Source organism: Pseudomonas sp. Xaverov 259 (assembly GCF_019352915.1).
Lineage (GTDB): Bacteria > Pseudomonadota > Gammaproteobacteria > Pseudomonadales > Pseudomonadaceae > Aquipseudomonas.
Genome location: NZ_JAAAFV010000027.1, coordinates 114473 through 134708 on the forward strand (window position 1 = coordinate 114473; position 20236 = coordinate 134708).

At 61.9% G+C, this 20236-nt stretch carries 15 protein-coding genes; 2 read left to right on the forward strand and 13 right to left on the reverse strand.

The window, feature by feature from the left end; translation table 11 throughout:
- Nucleotides 1-455 precede the first annotated feature (455 nt).
- From pgaD to K0H48_RS09865, 13 genes are all read right to left on the reverse strand, one after another.
- Nucleotides 456-938, reverse strand: a complete 483-nt coding sequence (pgaD, locus tag K0H48_RS09805) for a poly-beta-1,6-N-acetyl-D-glucosamine biosynthesis protein PgaD (RefSeq protein WP_138817374.1) — start codon at nt 936-938, stop codon at nt 456-458.
- Nucleotides 939-940: 2 nt separating this feature from the next.
- A complete protein-coding gene (gene pgaC, locus K0H48_RS09810; protein ID WP_219267313.1) occupies nt 941-2281 on the reverse strand; it encodes a poly-beta-1,6-N-acetyl-D-glucosamine synthase in 1341 nt (446 codons plus the stop codon).
- A gap of 2 nt (nt 2282-2283) precedes the next feature.
- Nucleotides 2284-4281 (reverse strand): poly-beta-1,6-N-acetyl-D-glucosamine N-deacetylase PgaB, encoded by a 1998-nt coding sequence (pgaB, locus tag K0H48_RS09815; protein WP_219267314.1) that lies wholly within the window; start codon nt 4279-4281, stop codon nt 2284-2286.
- Between the two features lie 12 nt (nt 4282-4293).
- Nucleotides 4294-6774, reverse strand: coding sequence for a poly-beta-1,6 N-acetyl-D-glucosamine export porin PgaA (gene pgaA, locus K0H48_RS09820; RefSeq protein WP_219267315.1), 2481 nt, complete (start codon nt 6772-6774; stop codon nt 4294-4296).
- A gap of 297 nt (nt 6775-7071) precedes the next feature.
- Nucleotides 7072-8568, reverse strand: a complete 1497-nt coding sequence (locus K0H48_RS09825) for a YdgA family protein (RefSeq protein WP_219267316.1) — start codon at nt 8566-8568, stop codon at nt 7072-7074.
- 148 nt (nt 8569-8716) lie between these two features.
- The gene (locus tag K0H48_RS09830) at nt 8717-9349 is read right to left on the reverse strand and encodes an NADH:ubiquinone oxidoreductase subunit N (RefSeq protein WP_138817379.1); all 633 of its coding nucleotides are present in this window, start codon (nt 9347-9349) and stop codon (nt 8717-8719) included.
- A gap of 81 nt (nt 9350-9430) precedes the next feature.
- Complete coding sequence (locus tag K0H48_RS09835) at nt 9431-10873, reverse strand: efflux transporter outer membrane subunit (RefSeq protein WP_219267317.1); 1443 nt, start codon at nt 10871-10873, stop codon at nt 9431-9433.
- Nucleotides 10870-11760: an efflux RND transporter periplasmic adaptor subunit gene (locus K0H48_RS09840; protein WP_219267318.1), complete on the reverse strand. Its 891-nt coding sequence runs from the start codon at nt 11758-11760 to the stop codon at nt 10870-10872. Before K0H48_RS09840 ends, K0H48_RS09835 begins: the two co-directional genes overlap by 4 nt.
- Complete coding sequence (locus K0H48_RS09845) at nt 11757-11966, reverse strand: DUF1656 domain-containing protein (protein WP_016969155.1); 210 nt, start codon at nt 11964-11966, stop codon at nt 11757-11759. Before K0H48_RS09845 ends, K0H48_RS09840 begins: the two co-directional genes overlap by 4 nt.
- A complete protein-coding gene (locus tag K0H48_RS09850) occupies nt 11963-14041 on the reverse strand; it encodes an FUSC family protein (RefSeq protein WP_219267319.1) in 2079 nt (692 codons plus the stop codon). The genes K0H48_RS09845 and K0H48_RS09850 overlap by 4 nt, the downstream gene beginning before the upstream one ends.
- Entirely contained in the window at nt 14038-14454 is a 417-nt protein-coding gene (locus K0H48_RS09855; protein ID WP_056858097.1) for a MarR family winged helix-turn-helix transcriptional regulator, read from the reverse strand. The genes K0H48_RS09850 and K0H48_RS09855 overlap by 4 nt, the downstream gene beginning before the upstream one ends.
- A gap of 736 nt (nt 14455-15190) precedes the next feature.
- Nucleotides 15191-15436: a DUF2789 domain-containing protein gene (locus tag K0H48_RS09860; protein ID WP_219267320.1), complete on the reverse strand. Its 246-nt coding sequence runs from the start codon at nt 15434-15436 to the stop codon at nt 15191-15193.
- Nucleotides 15437-15470: 34 nt separating this feature from the next.
- Nucleotides 15471-17081 (reverse strand): glycosyltransferase family 39 protein, encoded by a 1611-nt coding sequence (locus K0H48_RS09865; RefSeq protein WP_219267321.1) that lies wholly within the window; start codon nt 17079-17081, stop codon nt 15471-15473.
- Between the two features lie 195 nt (nt 17082-17276).
- Between K0H48_RS09865 and K0H48_RS09870 the strand changes: the two genes are divergently transcribed.
- Both K0H48_RS09870 and K0H48_RS09875 read left to right on the forward strand, forming a co-directional pair.
- Nucleotides 17277-19424, forward strand: coding sequence for an outer membrane assembly lipoprotein YfiO (locus tag K0H48_RS09870; protein WP_219267322.1), 2148 nt, complete (start codon nt 17277-17279; stop codon nt 19422-19424).
- Nucleotides 19421-20125, forward strand: coding sequence for a DUF3142 domain-containing protein (locus K0H48_RS09875; protein ID WP_219267323.1), 705 nt, complete (start codon nt 19421-19423; stop codon nt 20123-20125). The genes K0H48_RS09870 and K0H48_RS09875 overlap by 4 nt, the downstream gene beginning before the upstream one ends.
- Nucleotides 20126-20236: the final 111 nt, after the last annotated feature.

Consider the following 20236-nt stretch of genomic DNA (forward strand, 5'->3'; position numbering starts at 1 on the left):
CGAAAATCAAGGGGCGGCAAACTACCATCGAACTAGCGCTGCCCCAAAAAACGGGGACAGTTGCACATTCGTACTTATTACATCCGCAACACATTGATTATTAACAACAAAAAATTATCAAACAGAGATAGCGTCGGTCGTTAGAACTTTTATTCCGACCAGCGGCAACTCTTTTGATAGTAATTCGGCAAACAACCAAGAGAAGGCCATTATTTAGCCATCAACTAGTTGCCGAGTTAGGTTAGTGCAGGGGAATAGCGAAAAGTTCGCGGTTGTTTTGTGAATTGGATCCCATTTATCGGATTACTGCCTCAGGATCGTTCCCACGCTCTGCGTGGGAATGCCGCCTCGGACGCTCCGCGTCCCGGTGACATCAGCCCTAGGGTGACGCGGAGCGTCACGGGATGCATTCCCACGCGGAGCGTGGGAACGATCTTTTTGGTGCTTTGGAATTTCTAGCCGGCGTCTTTGCCTTTTTCCGCGCCGGGCACCAGGGTCAGGCCGGGGCGCTCCACGTCGCGGGACACGTGCGCCTTCACATCCTCCACGCCGCCGTCTTCGTCGTTGTGGATCACCAGCACACCCGGCTTGCGAAACTGCTCCAGGTGGCCGTCGCCCAAATTGAAACTCTCACTCAGGTGTTTGTCGCTCAGCGCATTGGCCTCGGCGCGGCGCTGGGCGAATTTGCGCCCACGGCGTTGTTGATAGCGCGCCCAACTGATCAGGATGACCGCGTTGAACAAGGCGATCCACAGGTAGATCTGCAAGGTGTTGAGCGCCGCAAATATGGGCGCCTCGATTCGCGGGCCGCCGTGGGTTTCCAACATGGCGCCGATGCCACGCGCGAGCAGCCAGATCAGCCCGCCCCACGCCAGCAGCGTCAGCAGCACGTCGATGATCCACATCACGGTGTTTTGGCGAGTTCTGACCAGCTTCATGGTCACGCCTCCTCTTCACTGGGTTTGATGCCGCGGTCCGGGCTGACCCAGCGCGCGCGTTTCTGGTGCTGGTTGAACAGCACTTTGGGAAAACTCACCAGGGTGGTGAACAGGCTGACCAGCCAGAACACCATCGGGTACCACACGGTCCAGAACAGGGTCTTCCACAGGTCCTTCTCATAGCGCCGATCGATCAGGATGCTCACCGCAAATTGCAGCAGACACACCATCGCCAGTACCAGGCCGGTAAAGGCCGGTGGCACCAGGGAGTCCACGGCAATCGCCTGGGGCAGTACCACGAACTTGCCCACACCCCAGAAGATCACCGACAGCAGGAAGGTAAAGGCCCAGCCGGTGGACAGGCAGTATTCGAACAGCAGTGGCCACAGGTAGCGATGGCGCCATTGCCAGATACCTCGGATGTTCTTGAACAGCACCTCGGCGCCGCCCTGGGCCCAGCGCAGGCGCTGTTTCCACAGGCCGCCGACGGTTTCGGGCATGAGGATCCAGCACAGGGCACGGGGCTCGTAGAAGATCGCCCAGTGGTCCAATTGCAGCTTCCAGCTCACGTCGATGTCTTCGGTGATCATGTCGGTGGACCAGTAGTCGATGCGGTCCAGCGCTTTCTTGCGAAACGCCACTACCACACCCGACACCGTGAAGATCCGCCCGAACACGCGCTGGGTACGCTTGATCAAGCCGATGATCGAGGAGAACTCGCCCACCTGCACCCGGCCGATCAAGGTCGAACGCGTGCGGATGCGTGGGTTGCCGGTCACGGCGCCCAGGCGCGGGTTGTCGAGCATCGGCGCGACCATGTAGGCCGCTGCGTTTTTGTCGAGCAAGGCATCGCCGTCGATGCACACCAGGTACTCACTGCGCGCCGCCACGGCACCCATGCGCAAGGCCACAGCCTTGCCTTGGTTCTGCGCCAGGTGCAACACGCGCAGGCGCGGGTTTTCCAGGGCCAGGGCGTCGAGCACGGCGGCGGTGTTGTCGCTGGAACCGTCGTTGACGGCGATGACTTCAACGTTCGGGTACAACTGGCCGAGTGCGGCATGAATGGTGTCGGCGGCGTTATCACCTTCGTTGTAGCAAGGGATGATGATCGAGATCAGCGGGTTGCCGGCCAGGGTCGGTGCCGGCGTGTCTTCCTTCCACGGCCAATGCCGCTCCCAATGCAGCCAGAAGTACAGGCCGCCGGCGATCCACAGCGCCGACATGAACAGCGGGTAGAAAAACACGAAGTCCATCAGGAACTGCCCGGTAACCAGGAAGATCAGGCCCAGGGGCACACCCAATACCAACGCCAACACGAGTAAAGCCAGGATTCTGTCGAACATGATCAAGGGTTCCACTGGTTGGAAAGGGCCGGGCGAACTGTCTTCAGGTCCGGCGAGTTTTCCAGGAAGTTATCCGGGTAGTAGCCAAAGCTCTTGACCCCCTGGCGTTTGAGTACGCCCATCCATTCAGCCATTTGCGCGCCATTGATATCCGGCGCTGCTTTGGTCCGCCAGTCTTTGGCTTGCAGCTCGAACACGGTTTTTTCCAGCGCGCCGGGGCGTGCCTTGACCGTGGCGACGAGTTTTTCCAGCCAGGCATTGGAGGTTTTCAGCTCCTGGCCTTCCATCAACGGCATGGCCATGGGCGCGGTCCAGTCGTAGGCCTGGAGGAAGTCATCGAGGTTCTGCGCAAACCAGGCTTCGCTGGCCGGGTTGAGCATCGGCTCGGCAAAGATATTGCGTGCGGTCTGCACCTGCGGGCCACCGATGGCGCGGACCTTGGCGGTCAGCTCGTTGGTGAAGTCGATCAGGTAGCGGCTCTTGAAGCGCGTCCAGCGTTGCATCACTGCCGGGTCTGCGCGCAGTGCAGCAATGCTGCCCGGCAGGCCGTTGGCGGCATAAGCCTTGAGCGCAGCGGGGCTGGCGTCTTCGAAGTCGGAAAGCACAGCGTCGTCGTGGTACAGCACACCGTCGATGGCATTGTTGCGGGCCAGGTCTTCATAGATCTCGCCGATGATCTTGCGCACCTGCGGGTCGAACGGCGACAAACGCTTGTATTGGTCCGGGTCGGTGGCGACCTGGCCGGTTTGCGGGTCCCAGCGAGTCACACGCGGCAACTTGGCGTCGAGGGCGAAACTCAGCACCGGCATCCAGGCGTACACCGCCGCGTGGGCACGGGTATGCAGCTGCCAGGAGACGCGGTTGAACAGGTCGGCGCGCACCGGCAAATGGCGGTTGGGGAAGTACAGCGAATGCACCAGGCCGTCGCCTTTGGGGTCGGCAAAAGCTTGCAGGAACACGGTGCCCGCGCCCATGTCGACCACCCGTTGTACCAACTGGTCGAGGTTGCGCGCTTGTTGGGCCGGGTCGGGATCGTAAACGTTGTCCAGGTCCACGTGCAGCACGCGCAGCGGTGCCTGGGTTTGCACGGCCACCATGCTGTTGGCGAAGTGTTCGCCGTCCGGGTCCGAGGCCACCAAAAAGCGCGGGCTGTTCATCAGGTTGCCGAGGCTGTCGAGGCCGTCTTCCAGGGTCAGCGCCATCTGGTAGCCCTGCTCGCCGACAATCGCCAGCGAGGTGCCCTTGGCGGCGCCGTAAGGCCACACCCACACCCGAGGCGCCTTGCCGGTCACGCTGCGGATCTTGTTGGTGATCGCCGCGACATCTGCCCGCATGCGCGCATCGAATTTGGCCGAGTCTTCATAACGCCCGGTGGCCGGGTCAAAGCGCAGGCTGGTCGCCGCCGGCTCCAGGTTGCCCTGGGGGTTGGCCAAAATCCCTTTGTGGTTGTTGTCGGTGTGCGCGGCGATTTCCACCAGGCCCGACTGCGACACTTCACGAATCTGCTGCCAGGTGAGGAATTCCCCACGTGGGCGCGGCGAGCCGGCGAAGTCCACCGGTTGGTTGAGCGGCGTGTCGATCCAATACCCCACCGGCGCCAGCAAGGCCGGCCAGCGATAGGCGCGCAGAATCGGCATCACGCGGGTGTAGAAGCTCGAATAGCCGTCATCGAAGCTGAGCATGATGGCTTTGGGCGGCAACTCGGGGCCGCCGTTGCGGGCCGCCAGGATCTGGTCGACGCTGACCGCCTGGTAGCCGTTCTCACGCAACCACGCCAGCTGTTCGATCAAGCGCTCGGTGCGCACCGCCACCACCGCCTGGTCGGGGTCGCGATCCTCGACGTCGTGGTAGGCGATGCCCAGGAAATGGTTTTTCGGCCACGGCGCTTCGTTGGCCGCTATCGGCCGCTCGGCGGGTGGAGTGAAAGGCGCGGGTTGCTGGGCGCAGGCACTGGCCAGCATTACACCCAGGACCAACAGGCAACGGCAAAGGACGGTCATGGTCAGGCTCTTTTAGAAACGGTAAGTGAGGTCGACGAGCAAGCGCAGATCGCGTTCGCGATCACCGTCATAAGGTCGGCTGATCAGGCTCAGGTTGGCGCCCACGTCGAGTACATCGTTCCAGCGAAAACGTTGGCCATAGCCGATCAAACCGACGCCACCGGTGGAGTAATCCCGTTGGCTGTACGTACCTGCACCGAGCTGGAACTGCTGACTCCACTGAGTCTCGTAGCGGTGATAAAGCACATGATTGACCGTGACCGTGGGCAACACGGTGAAGTCGGATTTGGGGTTGAAGTACACCGTGTCTTCTTTGCTGTTGTGGCTGGTGCCGACTTCCAGGCCCAGGTCGACCTGCACGCCGGGCGCGCTGTAGATGCCCTCGCGGCCGGTGAGTACCGCTTCGAAGCGGTTGTTGCCATCGCTGAAATGCGACGGGCTCAGGGCCAGTTTCCACTCGCGGCTTTCATTCGCACGCCAGCGGATAAAACCACTGCCGCCGTTGGCGGTGACATCGGCATTCAACGCCCGCAGCGGCGTGGTGGTGAGCAGGTAGCCAAGGCTGCCGCCGTACTGCCAGTTGTCGTTGATGTCGCGGGCAATCGACACGGCCGCGCCCTGCTTGGAGCCGTAGCCATAGGAATGGTTGGAGACTTCGGCTTCCAGGGTCATGTCGCGGGTGCGGCGCTCCACTCCGACGCGCTGCCAACGGTGTTGGCCGGTGCCTTCGCTGAAGTCGGCGGTGGCGTAGCCGGCGCCGGCGAACAGGCGCCAGTCTTCGTCGATGGGCGGGGTGTAGAGCACGCTTTCGATGCCCCAATCACGGCTGCCGGCCACTGCGCCGGCGTCGTTGTTATTGCCGCCGCCGTAGCTTTTACCGGTGTAGGCTTCCACGCGCAGCTCGGCCATGTCGTGTACATCGCGCAGGCGGCTCAGGCGCTGCACTTGGCGGCTGTCCGGGTTACGGGCGAGCACGTCATCGGTGAGCACGTCCATTTGCCGCCATTCCTGCAGGTCCATGGCGGTGTAGGCCTGGCTGACTTCCAGGCCAATGTCCCGTGGGGTCTGGGCTTCGGTTTCCTTGAGGATGCCCTCGGCGCGGCGTGGCAGGTCGCGGGCGCGGTACATGTCGGCCTGGGCCAGGCGCAGGCCGACATTGCCGGGGGCCTTGGCCACCAACGCGTCCAGCCCGGCTTCGCTGCCCGGCAGGTCGCCGCCATAGACGCCGGCCTGGGCCGACAGCTGTTGCGCGTCCATCCAGGCGTCGTTGGGGTTACCGATGGGCAAGCCCTTGAGTTCGACCCGAGGTTTCTGGCTGTTGGCGAGGCTGTTGGCAACTTCGCGCGCATCGGCGCCTTTGTCGCTTTCCTGCAAGGTGTAGAACAGGGCCGTGGTGTCTTCAACCCGGTCATCGGGCTCGGCATCGGCAGCGCTGATCACCTGGCGGTACAACGGCTCGGCTTTTTCCGGCAGGCGCTGGTCGAGGTAAGACGCGGCGACCCAACGCAGGGCATAGGTCGGCAACTGCACGCCCTCGCCCTTGAGGGTTTCGTAGTCGCGGATCACATCGGCGGTGCGTGCTCGCGCCTTGAGGGCACCCAGGCGGTCGATGCGCCAGCGCACCACGTCGTCATGAGCGCTGGCGTCCGGGGTCCAGCGCGTGAGCAGTTTGTCGTAGTCATTGAGGGCGCGGTCGGCAACCACGTAGCGTTCTTTTTCGGTACGGGTGGCGAACTCGGCCATGCGCACGCGCTCGGCGGCGAGGTCACCTTCGAGACGGCGCTGGGTCACCGCGTCGAGTAGGCCCGGGTGTTTGGCCGACAAACGCAGCGCTGGCTCCGGCAGGCGGGCCTTTTGCAGGGCGACGATGTATTCGCGAACCACTTCAGGTTTGTCACCGCCGCGGGTAAAGGCTTGATCGAACTCAAACAACGCGTCGTAGTTCAAGCCTGCGCGGGTCAGCGCATAACCCAGGGCCATGCGGCGGTTGGGATCATTGGGTTGCGCCGCCACCAGTGCGCGCAAGCGCTGCACGGCCGTGCTGGCCTGGCCGCCGTCGGCCTGGGTCAGCGCCTGACCCAGCTGCAGGTCGACATTACCCGGCTCACGCACCAGCGCTTGCTGATAAACCGCCATAGCCTGCGGCCACTGCTTCTGGTTGCGATAAGTACGCGCCACCGTGGCCAGCGCCTGGGTGGTGAGGTTGCGATTTTTGCCCTGGGCCTCGTACACCTTCAGCACTTCGGCGTCCTGCCCTGCCCAACCGGCAATCACCAGGTGATCACTGATCTGGCCGGGAGTCTGGCGTTCAGGCGGCAGTTGGCGCAACTGGGTCAACGCAGGGGTGAAGTTGCCGTTACGCGCCTGGATAATCAGCGCGTCATAGGCTGAGTCGGCGAAGGCAAGGCTGGGCGTCAGCAATTGGCTGCATAAGGCGGCCCCAATGAGCAGACGCAAGCGGCCTGAAGCACTGATGGGTAGTGTTCGCAGCATATCGTGAGCTTCCTTACACACGGAAAGCTGTAACGATAGGTGGTCCTGAGCGAAACGCATCAGGGTGCCGGCGTCTCGGGACCCGGCCTAGCTTTCCTGAAGGAACTATCCCTTAGGAATGTAGGAATATGTCCAATTCAGAACAATTGTTCAGAATTGTCCAACTGCAGAAAAACCAATGGAGGCGAAGGGTTGCCTGAGCCAAGCAATCACAGCCGGCCTGTACGCCGATTGTTTGACTGCCGCTTCAGGCCAACCCATGCCTCCATTATTTATTTCTTACCGATGTAAGAAATCTTACTGCGCGCCGCTGACCGCACCCGCTTTAGCCATCACAAAGCCAATAAATTGCTCCACGGTCATCTTCTGGCCGTTGAACGTCACTTCGTTGTTGGCGTAGTGCAGTTTGGAAACCACGTCGGTGCCCACCAGGGTTGCCAGTTGCGTGCCGACGGCCATACCGCTGACCATCTCAGCCGCCATCTGCGATTGCTGCTCGATGGCTTTAGGGTCGGTCACACCACCCACTTCGGCTTGCAACGCTGCAACGTCGCCGATCATCGGCTTGGACAGGGTCAGGTTGGCATCCAGCAGCGCGATAACCTGCTTGCCCAGCTCAACCGGCGGCAATTCCATCGAGGTGGGTTTGGTCAGGTCCACCACCAGGTTGAATTTGCTTTCACCGTGGGTGGTTTTCAGCGACAGGTTTTCCACAGCCACTTGCGGCTTGGCGGCCAGCACCTGGTTGACGTTGGCTTCGGCCAGGGTTTGCTCGGCTTCGGTCAGTTGCAGCTCAGGCACCGGTTGGCCGGCAGCGGCGGCGGCTTGCACCGGCTGCATCTTGTCCTGATAGAGCTTGGTCAGCACCAGCATGGCCGGGATGTCGATGTTCTTCATGCTCAGGGCCATGGCCGCCGAGCCGACGGGTTTACCCTGGTAGCCGATTTCGTCGATCTTGTAGTCGACACGGCCTGCCAGGTTGTTGTCCTTGGTTTCGCTGGTGTCTTTTTGCTCGAAGCCCTTGAGGGTCAGCACGGCTTTCTGCGGGCCGAAGGTGACTTTGGTGTCGGTCAGCTCAACGGTGTTTTGCCCGGTGTAGAAACCGAAGGTGGATTTCTCCAGGTTGCTGGCCACGGTCAGGCCGGACAGTTCGGCTTCAAGCGGCTGGCCGTTGGCGTCGATCACTGCCACCTTGAGGCTGTTCATGTAGCCGCTGGCCTTGACCTTCTGGCCTTCGGCGCTGCTGTCGAAGTCCAGGTTGGCACCGGAGAAGCTCACCGAGGACTTGTCGTCCTTGATGTCCAGCGGCAGCAGCTCGACGTTGCCGTCGACAGAGCGGTTGTAGCCGATATTGGCCACACCTTTGAGCGGCGACACGTCTTTGCTGGCGGCGAACCATTTTTCGGTGGTGGCGTTCTTTTCCAGTTCATAGTGACTGGTGGCCATGACCGGCAGCCATTTCAGCGTCACCAGGCGCGAGAACGGCAGCGGGCCGTGTTCGATATGGTCGACGAACAACAGCTCAGGGTTCGGGTTTTCTTCACCGAACACACTGCCTTGGCCTTTGAGACGGTAGTGCGCGGTGCTGCTGAACAGGCCACGGTCCAGGGACACCAGCTCCAGGTTCACCGTGCCATCGACACCGGCCATGGAGGTCTGCAGTTCTTTGTTGGCGTTCTGGATCGCGGTTTGCAACACCGGCTCCAGTTGCTTGCCGGTGTACCAGGCGCCGCCTGCACTGATGGCGCCGACGGCGACAACGAAACCCAAGAAAACAACTGCTGGCTTATTCATGAAGTGACCTGATCAAATCCTGTGAGAAGTGGGCTGTCTTCCTTGAACCCCAGGAGGGGTTGGCTCAAACCCGCCGAAAACGGGGGAAGATTAGCACTGGCGGCCGAAAACGGCCCAGCTTTTCAGAGGGGTCAGGTCAGCGGTTGGTTCACGAGTATTCCAATTCAACCTCATCGAGTTGGTGATCGAAACTCTTCAAGCGTGCGGTCCAGGTGTACACCAACACCTCAAACTCGCGGTGTATCACTGTGTTGCTGGGGGTATCGGCCTTGGGGTCGCAGAAGTCCAGTTGGTAGCGTTCCCGCGCCATCTGCGTGGCCACGTCGGACAATTCCCGTGCGTTATTCAGCCAATGCCTACCGTCGGCGACCTGCTGGTCGAGCAGCACACATTGTTTTTTCAGGGCTTCGAGGCTTTTTTCCAGCGGCGTGCCGGTAAGCTCGCCCATGACTTCCTGGAAAGTGCGCCCAGGCTGCCAGTAGCTGCCCCAGAAATAGCGGTCGAACACGGTTTCGACGCGGCGCAGCGCGACCTTGGTGTCCCAGATCGCCACGCGGGTCTTGCCTTGTTGAAGCAGCTTTCGCTTCACCCGTTGATTTTGATAGGACGCCCAGGCCACCACGCCGATGGACAACGTGCCGATCACCAGGCAGGCGCTATCGAGAAACACCATGGCTTTGTCGAGTTGGTGGGCAAGCATGACGCCGTAGAAGTAGGCAGCCGATAACAACACCAGTGCAAACAGCACGCACCAGAAAGCGGGAGCATAAGGGTTTTTCATTATTGGAATCCCCATGAGCAAACGCGAACTTTGACCTGCGAGCCATCACGGCGGCCCGCCTGTCAAAGCATAGCTTTTCGCTCAGGGTTTGCCGGGTTGTGACGCCTGCGTTCGTCCGCTTTCCCAACCGCCGCCCAGGGCCAGGAACAGATCGATCTGGCTCATGGCAACTTGCGTGTTGGCTGCCGCCAATTGCGCGCGCACATCGGTGTAGGTGCGCGTGGCCTGCAAGTCGGCCAGGAACGAGGCGCGGCCGGCCTGGAAGAAGCGGTGCGTCTGCTCCGAGGCTTCCTTGGCGGACGCACCGGCATCGGCCAGCGCGTCGCGGCGTTGCAGTTGAGCGGTGTATTGCGCGAGGCCGGTCTGGGTTTCGCGGATGGCATTGAGTACCACGCCGTCAAAGTGCGCCAGGGCGCCCTGGGTCGCGGCTTCGGCTTCGTGGATACGTGCGCGAGCGCCGTTGGTCGGCACCGTCCAGCTGATCAGCGGGCCAAAGCCCCAGCGGTTGGTGGCTGGCGTGCCGAGGTCATCGAGGATACCGACCGTGCCCACTGTGGCGCCGATGCTGATGTCCGGGTACAGCGCGCCGGTGGCCACGCCGATACGCGCGGTGGCCGCCGCCAGTTGGCGTTCGGCCTGACGCACGTCGGGGCGGCGCTTGAGCAGCGCAGCGCCGTCGCCCACAGGCAGCAATTGGGCGATATGCGGCAGCTCGGCGCAGGTGCCGGTGCCCGTTGGCAGTTGGTCCACCGGCTTGGCCAGCAACATCGACAAGCGGAACAAGCCTGCCTGGCGGGATGCTTGATAGCGCGGGATCTCGGCGCGCAAGGATTTGTATTGGGTTTGCGAGCGGGTCACCTGGGTTTCGTCACCGCGCCCGGCGTCGCGCAGGCGCTGGGTGAGTTTGGTGCTCTGGCCTTGCAGGTCGAGGGACTCGTTGGCAATCGCCAGTTCTTCGTTGGCCGCACACACTTGGGTGTAGGAACGCACCACATCCGCCACCAGGGTAATGCGCGCAATATCAGCGGCAGCCTGGGCGGCGTCGGTGCTGGCCTGGGCGCTTTCGATACCGCGCTGCAAGGTGCCGAACAGGTCAAACTGGTAGGACGTGCTGATGCTGGCGCTGCCGATGTTGGCCACCGGGACTTTTTCCGTCAGCAAATAGGCTTCGCCCGACTCTTGCAGGCGCTGGGCCTCAGCCTTGGCGCCGACACTCCAACCGCCTGCGGATTCGGCTTCCTGGGTCTGGAAACGCGCGCGTTGCAGGTTGGCGGCGGCCACGCGCAAATCGGTGTTGGAGTCCATGGCCTGGCGCACCAGTTCGTCCAGGCGCGGGTCGTTGTAGAGCTTCCACCAGTCGGCCGGCACCGGTGCCGACACCACGTTGTTGCCCTCGCCCGCGAGCTGCCCTTGCAGGTCGCCACGGTTGATGGCGGACGTTTCCGGCAGCTTGTAATCCGGACCTACCGCCTGGCAGGCCGACAGCAGCAAACCCAGCGCAGCGGTTGCCAGCAGCTGCTTCATGGTTTTTCTCCGTCTTTGACCTTATCGCCGATGATCGACACCGTGGCCGTGCGCCCGGCGATCATGCGGAAATCCGCCGGCACATCATCAAAGGCAATGCGCACCGGAATCCGTTGGGCCAGGCGCACCCAGCTGAACGCTGGATTGACGTTGGGCAGCAGGTTGGAGCCGCTGGTGCGGTCGCGGTCTTCGATACCGGCGACGATGCTCTGCACATGGCCGCGCAGACGGGCGTCGTCGCCGATCACGCGAATATCCACGGCCATGCCGACATGGATGCCGTCGAGCTTGGTCTCTTCAAAGTAGCCATCGATATGAAAAGAATTGCTGTCCACCACCGACAGCACCGGCCGCCCGGCGGTGACGAACTCCTGATTGCGCGGTGCACGGTCGTTGACGTAGCCGTCCACGGGGCTGCGGATCACCGAACGGTCGAGGTTCAGTTGGGCAGCGTCCACGCTCACTTGCGCCTCGGCCAGGGCCGATTGGGCACGGGCTACGCGCGACTGGCTTTCTTCCAGCTGCTCGCTCGGCACCAGGTTGCCCAGGCCACGGTTACGCTTGTACTCGCGGCTAGCCTGGGCCAGGGTTTCCTGGCGGTCGGCCACGGCAGCCTGAGCTTGGCGCAGGGCCAGCTTGAAGCGGTCCTGGTCGACGGCGAACAGCACCTGGCCCTTGGTCACCAACTGGTTGTCGCGCACGTCGACCTGCTGGATCAACCCGGACACGTCCGGGGCGATCTGCACGATGTCGGCACGGATATGCCCGTCACGGGTCCAGGGCGCAAACATGTAATACATGACCATGCGCCACACAACGACGACAGCGAAGGTCACTATCAATAACGTCAGGACGACACGGCCGATGGTCAAAAAAGGTTTTTTCATGTCATGAGGTATCGACTGAGTGAGTCCACGGCGCCCAGTAACAGCGCGTAGAGCCCCACATTGAACAATGCCCGGTGCCAGACCAGGCGATAGAAGTGAATGCGCGTCAACAGCCCGTGCACCACCAGAAACAACACATACGTAATGCCCATCAGCACCAGTAGCGTGGGCAGGAACACCCCGCTGATATCCAGATCACCGATCATAAAGGCGCTCCATCAGGTAACGGCGCTTCCCGCTCGGTGCCGTCGATAAATTCCACGCCCGGCAGCAACGACAGGCGCAGGCCGGCCAGTGCATGCAGCAGATGCAGGCGGGTGTCTTCTTCGTCTTGCTTGCCCTGGCCGTTGAGGGCGCGACGGGTGCGGTCGAGGGTCATCAGCAGACCACTCGGCGCGGGCAAGCGTTCACCCGCCTTGAGGCAGGCCTTGAAGTAACCGCCCACGCCTTCGACCACCTGGTTGAGCAGCACCCGTGGTACGCCGTAGATGCGTGGCGAGTAGGCCAGCAGGTCGAGCAGGTTCAGCGCCACACGCAAGTCGCGCAGGGCGCTGCCGGTGTCCTGGCCGATCAGGGCCAGGCGCGGCAGGTGCTGCATCAGGCGGTCGAGCATTTGCGCGGCCATGTGCCGGTGTTCGGCCAGGGTCGCAGGCTCGGTGAGCGTGACGATGTCGCGCCAGCTGAAGCGGGTCAGGCGTTTGGCCGCCAATTCAGCGCCGAACGGCCGTGCGATCAGCGTCCACACAAAGGCGAACAGCAAGCCTACTGGCCCGGCCAGGTTGACGTTGGCGAAGTTGAGGAAGTCCGCGTCGTAGGCGCCCTGGATGCTGATAAACGAGGAAGTGTTGACCAGCGTCAGCAACATGCCGAGGTAGAAACGCGGCTGCACCGTGAGGGTGCCGATGCAGATAAACGGCACGGCAAATGCCAGCACCAGCATGGGGAAATCATGCAGGTTGGGCAGCACCAGAAACAGGTACAGGCTGGCGAACAGCACCGACATCGCGGTCCAGAAAAAGAACCGGTAAATCTGCGGCGCGGGGTCGTCCATGGAGGCGAAAAAGCTGCAGGCCACGGCGGCGAGGATCACCGCGCTGCCGCCATCGGTCCAGCCCAGCAATATCCACAGCACCGAGGCGACGATGATCGCGGTAACGGTGGAAAACGCCGAGTAGAACATCAGGCCACGGTCGAGGAACGGCGTGAGCCGGCCCAGCCGCCAGTGGCGGTACACGGCGCGCCAGGTGTCTTGGCTTTCGCACTGGATGGCGGCTTGCAGGCTGCGGCAGTCTTGCCACAGGTCGACCCACTCGCCGAGGCGGTACAGGGCGTTGGAAAACAGCAGCGTATGGCGATCGTCCAGCGCTTCGCCCTGGGGCTGTGCGGCGTCGATCTTGTCGCGCAGCACGCGCCAGCGCTCCAGGGGCGCCTGCTCGGTGGTGCTCTGCAGCCAGGCGTTGGCTTCTTGCAGCAACGGTGTGAACCGCTCGAGAAACTCCGGGGCGCGGTGTTCGATCGCGTAGACCGCGTCGTCCAGCGCGTCGATCACCGGCAGCAGGTGGATCATGCGCCCGCGCAGTTCCTTGGTGTTGCGCACCGTTTGCGGCCGTGCGCCTTCGTGGGGCAACTGGCCGATCATCAATTCCAGGGTGTTGAAGGTGGCGACCATGCCGCCGCGCAAAGTGCTGATTTCTTCGGGCGCAACGTTTCGGGTCAGAAAGCGCTGGCTGTAGACTTGGGCATCGGCAAACCACTTGGCCACGGAGCCGTCGAACACCGGCATCAGGCGTCGCGGCCAGAACATCGCGCCCACAACGGCCGCAACGGCAATGCCGAGGAAGATTTCTTCGGTACGCGCCTCGGCCACATCCCACACCGCCAGCGGGTTATCCACCACCGGCAAGGCAATCAGCGGCAAGGTGTAGCCGGCCAGCATCAGCGCGTAGCTGTTGGCGGTACGCAGGTGCAAAGACAAAAACAACAAGGTGCCGGTCCACAGCGCAATGATCACCACCAGCAGGTACGGCGTCTGAATGAACATCGGCACAAAAAACACCGCCGCCGCCGCGCCCATGAAGGTGCCGATGGCGCGGTACAACGCCTTGGAGCTGGTAGGGCCGACAAACGGGCTGGAGACGATATACACCGTGGCCATCGCCCAATACGGACGCGGCATTTGCATGAGCATGGCGATGTACAGGGCGATCATCGACGCCGCAAAGGTGCGCACGCCGTAGAACCAGTCGCGGGCCGGCGGCATGCCGGTAAAAAATCCGTTCAAGAGGTCGCCTCTGCCGCCTCGAAGGCCCGCAGTACGCGCAACGCCGCTTCAAGGTCGCCGTGGGCGATGTCGGCCAACACTTCCTGGCGCAGGCGCACCAGTTGCACTTCCACCGCTTGCACCAGCTCACGGCCGCGCTCGGTGAGGCTCAAGGCCTTGGCGCGACGGTCGTGAACGTCTTCGGTGCGGCACACGTAGCCGTCATGGCACAAACGATCAAGCAGGCGCACCAACGACGGGCTTTCCATGCCGGAGGCCTGGGCCACTTTCACCTGGTGCACACCGTCGCCCAAGCGGCCGATCATCAGCAACGGCACGGCGCAGGCTTCGGAAATACCGTAGCTCACCAGCGTGGTCTGGCAGATTTTGCGCCAGTTACGGGCGCCCACCACCATGCTGCTGCTGAGGTTCATATGGAGTTGTTCGAGGGTTTGGGACACTGGATTGTTCGCATACAGTTAGTTTGCTAACTATCAATATGGTGGATGGATCCAAAGCCGTCAAGTTTTGAAACACTTTTGTGATGGGTGGTGAGTGTTGTGGGTAAGTAAAGCGGGTTTAAGCGCGAACGTTGGATTTGCGGCAGAACAAAACACCTGTGGGAGCTGGCTTGCCTGCGATAGCGGTGTATCAGTCGAGGTTGATGTTGACTGAACCACCGCCATCGCAGGCAAGCCAGCTCCCACATTTAGTTCAGTGTTGGCCTCAGGCTGGCTGTTCGGCGTGAACATCCGGCGGCGCTGGATTTTGATCGTTCCCACGCTCTGCGTGGGAATGCAGCCCAGGACGCTCCGCGTCCGCTCTTGAAGGGGTGACGCAGAGCGTCACAGGAGGCATTCCCACGCGGAGCGTGGGAACGATCAGATCAGACAAAACACCTGTGGGAGCTGGCTTGCCTGCGATAGCGGTAGATCAGTCGAGGTCGATGTTGACTGAACCACCGCCATCGCAGGCAAGCCAGCTCCCACATTTAGTTCAGCGTTGGCTTCAGGCTGGCTGTTCGGCGTGAACATCCGGCGGCGCTGGATTTTGATCGTTCCCACGCTCTGCGTTGGAATGCAGCCCAGGACGCTCCGCGTCCGCTCTTGAAGTGGTGACGCAAAGCGTCACAGGAGGCATTCCCACGCGGAGCGGGGGAACGATCGGCCCTTACACCCCGCGCCCACCCCGCAATAACAGGTTCAGCTCATCCACCACCTCAGCCCAATCCGCATCCTCCAAAATTTCTTCACGCAAAAACGCTTTCTGGCTGGCAGTCCAGAAAAAGGCATCTGCCAATTTCAGATCTGGTTTAAGCGGAGAATGCACTGCCACAAACTTCTCAATACTGACCGTGTCATCCGGCAGCCCGAGCTGTTTGAACAGTGATGGCAAGCTGTGCACAGGCGATTCCATGGCGGGCTCCAGGTAAAAGAAGACTTAACTGAGTCTAGCGGCAGCTTTCAGGTTGCGGCTGCGCCCCGTTGCACAGCACGAACAATCGCGCCCTGGCACCGCCGCCATCCTGACGGCTCAATTCACGCCAGCCTTCAGGTAACGGCGCGAATTCATCCGGCGCTTCGTTGCTGCTGATCAGCCAGACGCGGCGGGTATCGGCAGGCAATGCCGACAGGCGGTCGAGGTAAATGCGCCCGCCGTCCTGATCGACCAATGTGCCGAAACCGTAGGCGTTCGGGCGGGTCGGCGTGCCGTCGGGTTTGGGCGGCGTGTAGAGCTGCAATTGGGCGTCGGTCTGGTCGTAATACACATAGCTGAGGTACCACAGCATGTCGCTGAGAACGATGCGGTCGTCTTCCTGGTAATTACGATTGACGAACTCCACGGGCACGTTGAACTGGTCATGTTCATCGACGGTGAAGTTGTTTTTGAGCCCCATCAACTCCACACCTGCAAACAGCACGAACAACGCGACGCCCAGCCATGACCAGCGTGCCGACAGGCGATCAATGGCCAGCGCCACCAAGATGGGCAAACCCAGGGCGTAAACCGTCAGGTAACGCTCGATAAACACCGGTGAAACGAACGAAGCCGCGAACACCAGCAGCAGCGGCAGCAGGAAAAACAGCGCCAGCAGGCTGGCCGGGCGATAGCGTTCGCGATCCTGCCAGGCGGTGATGCCCACCACCGCAATCAGCAGCAACGGCACCAACCAGTACAACGGTGCCCATAAGCCGATGCCCTCGTCCTGGACAATGAATTGCCAGATCATCGACGGCAGTGAAAACAGGTTGACCGGGTCTTCCCAGCCGATGTCCCCGCCCACCTTCAGTTGTTCGACGTGTTGCACCAGGCCAAGCAAATTCGGCAACCACGGCAGGTACACCACGACGATCGCGGCATTAGCCACCCACCACGCGGGGCGCGTGAGCAAACGTTGGCCTGGCGCCTGGGCTGAACTCAGCAACGCCAGATACGCCCAGTGCACCAGCACACACAAGGCCGTGAAGTAATGGGTATAGAAACCGGCGCTCATCAGCACGACATACGCCGCCAGATAGCGCGTGCGCTCTGGTTGGCGCACCCAATACACCAGCGCCAGCGTGGCACCCAGCAGCCACACGCCCAACAGCGAATACATGCGCACTTCCTGGCTGTAGCGCACCGCCGTGGGTAGCAATGCAAGCAGGATCCCGGCGAGTACGGCGGCACGCCGGGTAGTCAGTTGCCGCGTCAACCAGATGCCCAGGCCCACGGCCATCGCACCGGGGATCGCACTCATGCTGCGAATCGACCAGATACTGTCACCGAACAGCTCGATCCAGCCACGCAGCATAAAAAAGTACAGCGGTGGGTGCACATCGTGGGCGGCGTGAAACCACAGGTCAGCGGCAGCGTATTCGCTGAGCAGCAGGCTGGAGCCTTCGTCACCCCAGATTGCGGCGGACGTCAGGTTGTAAAAACGCAGGGCGACGGCCAGTACCAGGATCGGCACCCACCACAGACGACTCATCCAGCCGGCAACGTCCCAGCGACTCGCGACGCGATCAAATGCGGGCAATGCCGCCACCTTTTCATCTTGCTCCACCACAGACCGTCGCACCTCGATTCCCCTGCCATTGCCTTTTCCGGCCGGCTAAAAAGCCCTGCGCCTGAATGACCGCCACTCTAGGACAAAAACCCTTTATTCGCTGCTGGAATCGGACAAATCGGCGATTTGTGTAGGCCTTCATCGAAGCACTTGCCAGATCACGCTATTATTGCGGCCTTCCAAGGATTCAGGATCAAGGACACGCCCATGCGCATCGGTTTTCTGTCACCACTGGCCCTGGCATTGCTCGCCGGCCTCTCCTTCCAGGCCCAGGCCAGCGGCGATGACTCGTGTTACCCCGACTGGCGGGTCTCACGCGACAGCCTTGAAGGCTGCAGCAACCTGCCCTTCCTGAGCCCGGGCAATGACAGCCGGGTCAACCTGCGCCTGTTGCTGGCGGATAAACAGGTGGCAGCGCTGACGCCCAATGCACTGGGCGAGACGGACCTGGAAGAAGGCTTCGGCCCGGTGCCGTTCCCGGTGTACCGCCTGACCCCGGTAGCCGACGAACAAACCGACGCGGCACCCACACCCAGCAAACTCGACGAGTTGCTCGCGCCACTGGGCATTCAGCGTGAAGGCGACAAGGCGGCGGGTGACGCCTTCCTGACCGGCGAAGGCAGCCGCTGCCGCAGCAATGATGAAAGCAGCGCCACGGCGTTTATCAGCCAAGTGGTTAAAGCCGACGTGCCCGAAGCGGAGCGCCAACTGCTGGCCAAGGGACGTGTACAGATGCTCGGCGCCTGTACCTGGGACGGCGCCAGCCTGGGTGACCCGGAGCAGATCCAGTCCACCGCAGGCCGCGAGCTGCGCACTTACCTGCAAGCCGCCGGTGACTTCTACAGTGGCCGTTTCGCTGATGCGCAGCGCGGTTTTGTCGTCGCCGCCGCCGGCAGCCTGCCGTGGGTCAAGGAAGCCGCGTTCTACATGATCGCGCGCACCGAGTTGAACCAGGCCCAGGAAAACGCCTTCGACGAATACGGCATGCCGCAATTGGAGCATGTGGATAAGTCGGTGCTGGCCAATGCAGACACCAGCTTTAACCTGTACCTGAAAACTTACCCACAGGGCGAATACGCCGTCTCTGCCCTGGGCCTGTTGCGCCGGGTGCATTGGCTGGCGGGCGATACCGACAAACTGGCCAACGACCTGGCCGCACAGTTGAGCGCCAAACAGCGCAATGTGTCGCTGGACGAGCTGGTGCAGGAAGCCGACAACAAGCTGCTCAGTGCCACCCAAAAACCTTCGGCTAACCCACTGATGCTGGCGGTCAATGACTTGATGTGGATGCGCGCCGGCAACCCGCCGCTGCTGAGCCGAGCGGCCCTGGACGCGCAAAAACCGGTGTTTGCCCAGGAGCCTGCGCTATACGACTACGTGCAAGCGGCGTTTGCGCTGTACGTCGAACATCAGCCCGACAGCACCTTGAAACTGCTGCCTCAGGAGGTGCCCGCCAGCCTCGACTACTTCACCTTCAGCCAGCAAACCCTGCGTGGCCTTGCCCTGGAAGCCAAGAAGGATTGGCAAGGCGCGCAAGCGCTGTGGCTGAAGCTGCTGCCCCTCGCCAAGCAACCCTTGCAGCGCGACCAGCTGGAACTGGCGCTGGCGATGAACTACGAGCGCAATGACCAACTGGCCAACGTGTTCGCCAGCGATTCGCCGATCAGCGCCAAGCAGGTGCGCTACATCTTGCTGCGCAACATCGCAGGCCAGGACCTGCTGCGCCAGCAGATCAGCCAGGCCAGCGACCCGGTCGAACGTGCCACCGCCCAGTTTGTGCTGCTGTACAAAGACCTGATGCGCGGCCAGTACGCCACCTTCGCCGACGACCTCAAGCAACTGCCGGCATCGGCGCCCGCCGACAAACTCGGCACCAGCCTGGGCTATGTGTATGGCGATGGCCGCTCGCTGCAGTTGTTCCAGTGGAACGGTGATAAAGCCGAATCCGGCTACGCCTGCCCGAGCATTGCGCAAGTCGCCAGCACCCTGCAGGCCGATGGGAAAAACCCCAAGGGCCTGAACTGCCTGGGTGAGTTCATCCTGCGCAACAACCTCGATGGCATGCCATTGGACCAAGTGCGCGCCGCCGGCAGCCTGGGCAGCACCGCCTCGTTGTTCAAGGGCGAGACCTTCTCGCGCCTCGACGGTTATCGCCAGGTCATCGCCAACCCCAAGGCGCCACACAACGACAAAGCCTACGCGCTGTTCCGTGCGATCAACTGCTATGCACGGGCCGGCTATAACGGTTGCGGCGGTGTAGATGTGGATAAATCCGTGCGTAAAGGCTGGTTCCGCCAGCTCAAAACCGGGTTCGCCGACACCGAGTGGGCGCAGTCGCTGAAGTACTACTGGTGAAGCACCTATGGCTAGGCTTGCTGCTCCTGGCAAGCCCGGCCTTTGCCGGCGTTGACGCCCGCGACTACGACGCCTTCTGGCTGTGGAGCGGGGTCACGCCGCAGCCAGTGCTCAAGCAAGCGAAAACCCTGTACATCCTCCAGGGCCAGATCAACTCCACCCGCCGCGCGCCGCAACGGGGCGTGCAATTTATCGCCCAAGGCATCAGCGTACCGCGCATCACCCAAGGCGAAGTCTGGGTGGTGTACCGCGCCCACACCCTGCACTGGCCCGAGCGCGTCTACAGCCAACTGCTCGGCCAGGTGCAACGCTGGCGCGATGCGGGCAACCCGGTGGTCGGCATCCAGATCGACTTCGACGCCCGCACCCAATACCTGCACGAATACACAAGCTTCCTGCGCGACCTGCGCCAACGCCTGCCCGTTGAGATGAAGTTGAGCATCACGGGGCTTATGGATTGGAGCAGCAACGCCGACCCAGCCGCCATCGCCCAGCTCAAAGGCGTGGTCGATGAAGTGGTGGTACAGACCTACCAAGGACGCCACAGCATCCCGGATTACGCGGCGTATTTGCCACGCATGAACCGGCTGGGGCTGCCGTTCAAGGTGGGGCTGATTCAGGGCGGCGTGTGGGAGGAGCCGGGGTATTTGAAAGGGAGTGAATGGTTCAGGGGGTATGTGGTGTTTTTGCAGAACCCTTAAATCACGCAATATTTCATGTGGGCTTGCCCGCGATGAGCATAGGTATCTACACAACCGGTTAACACGAAGTCTGTGGCAGGTGGGCTGTTGTGGCGAGCAGGCTTGTCCTGC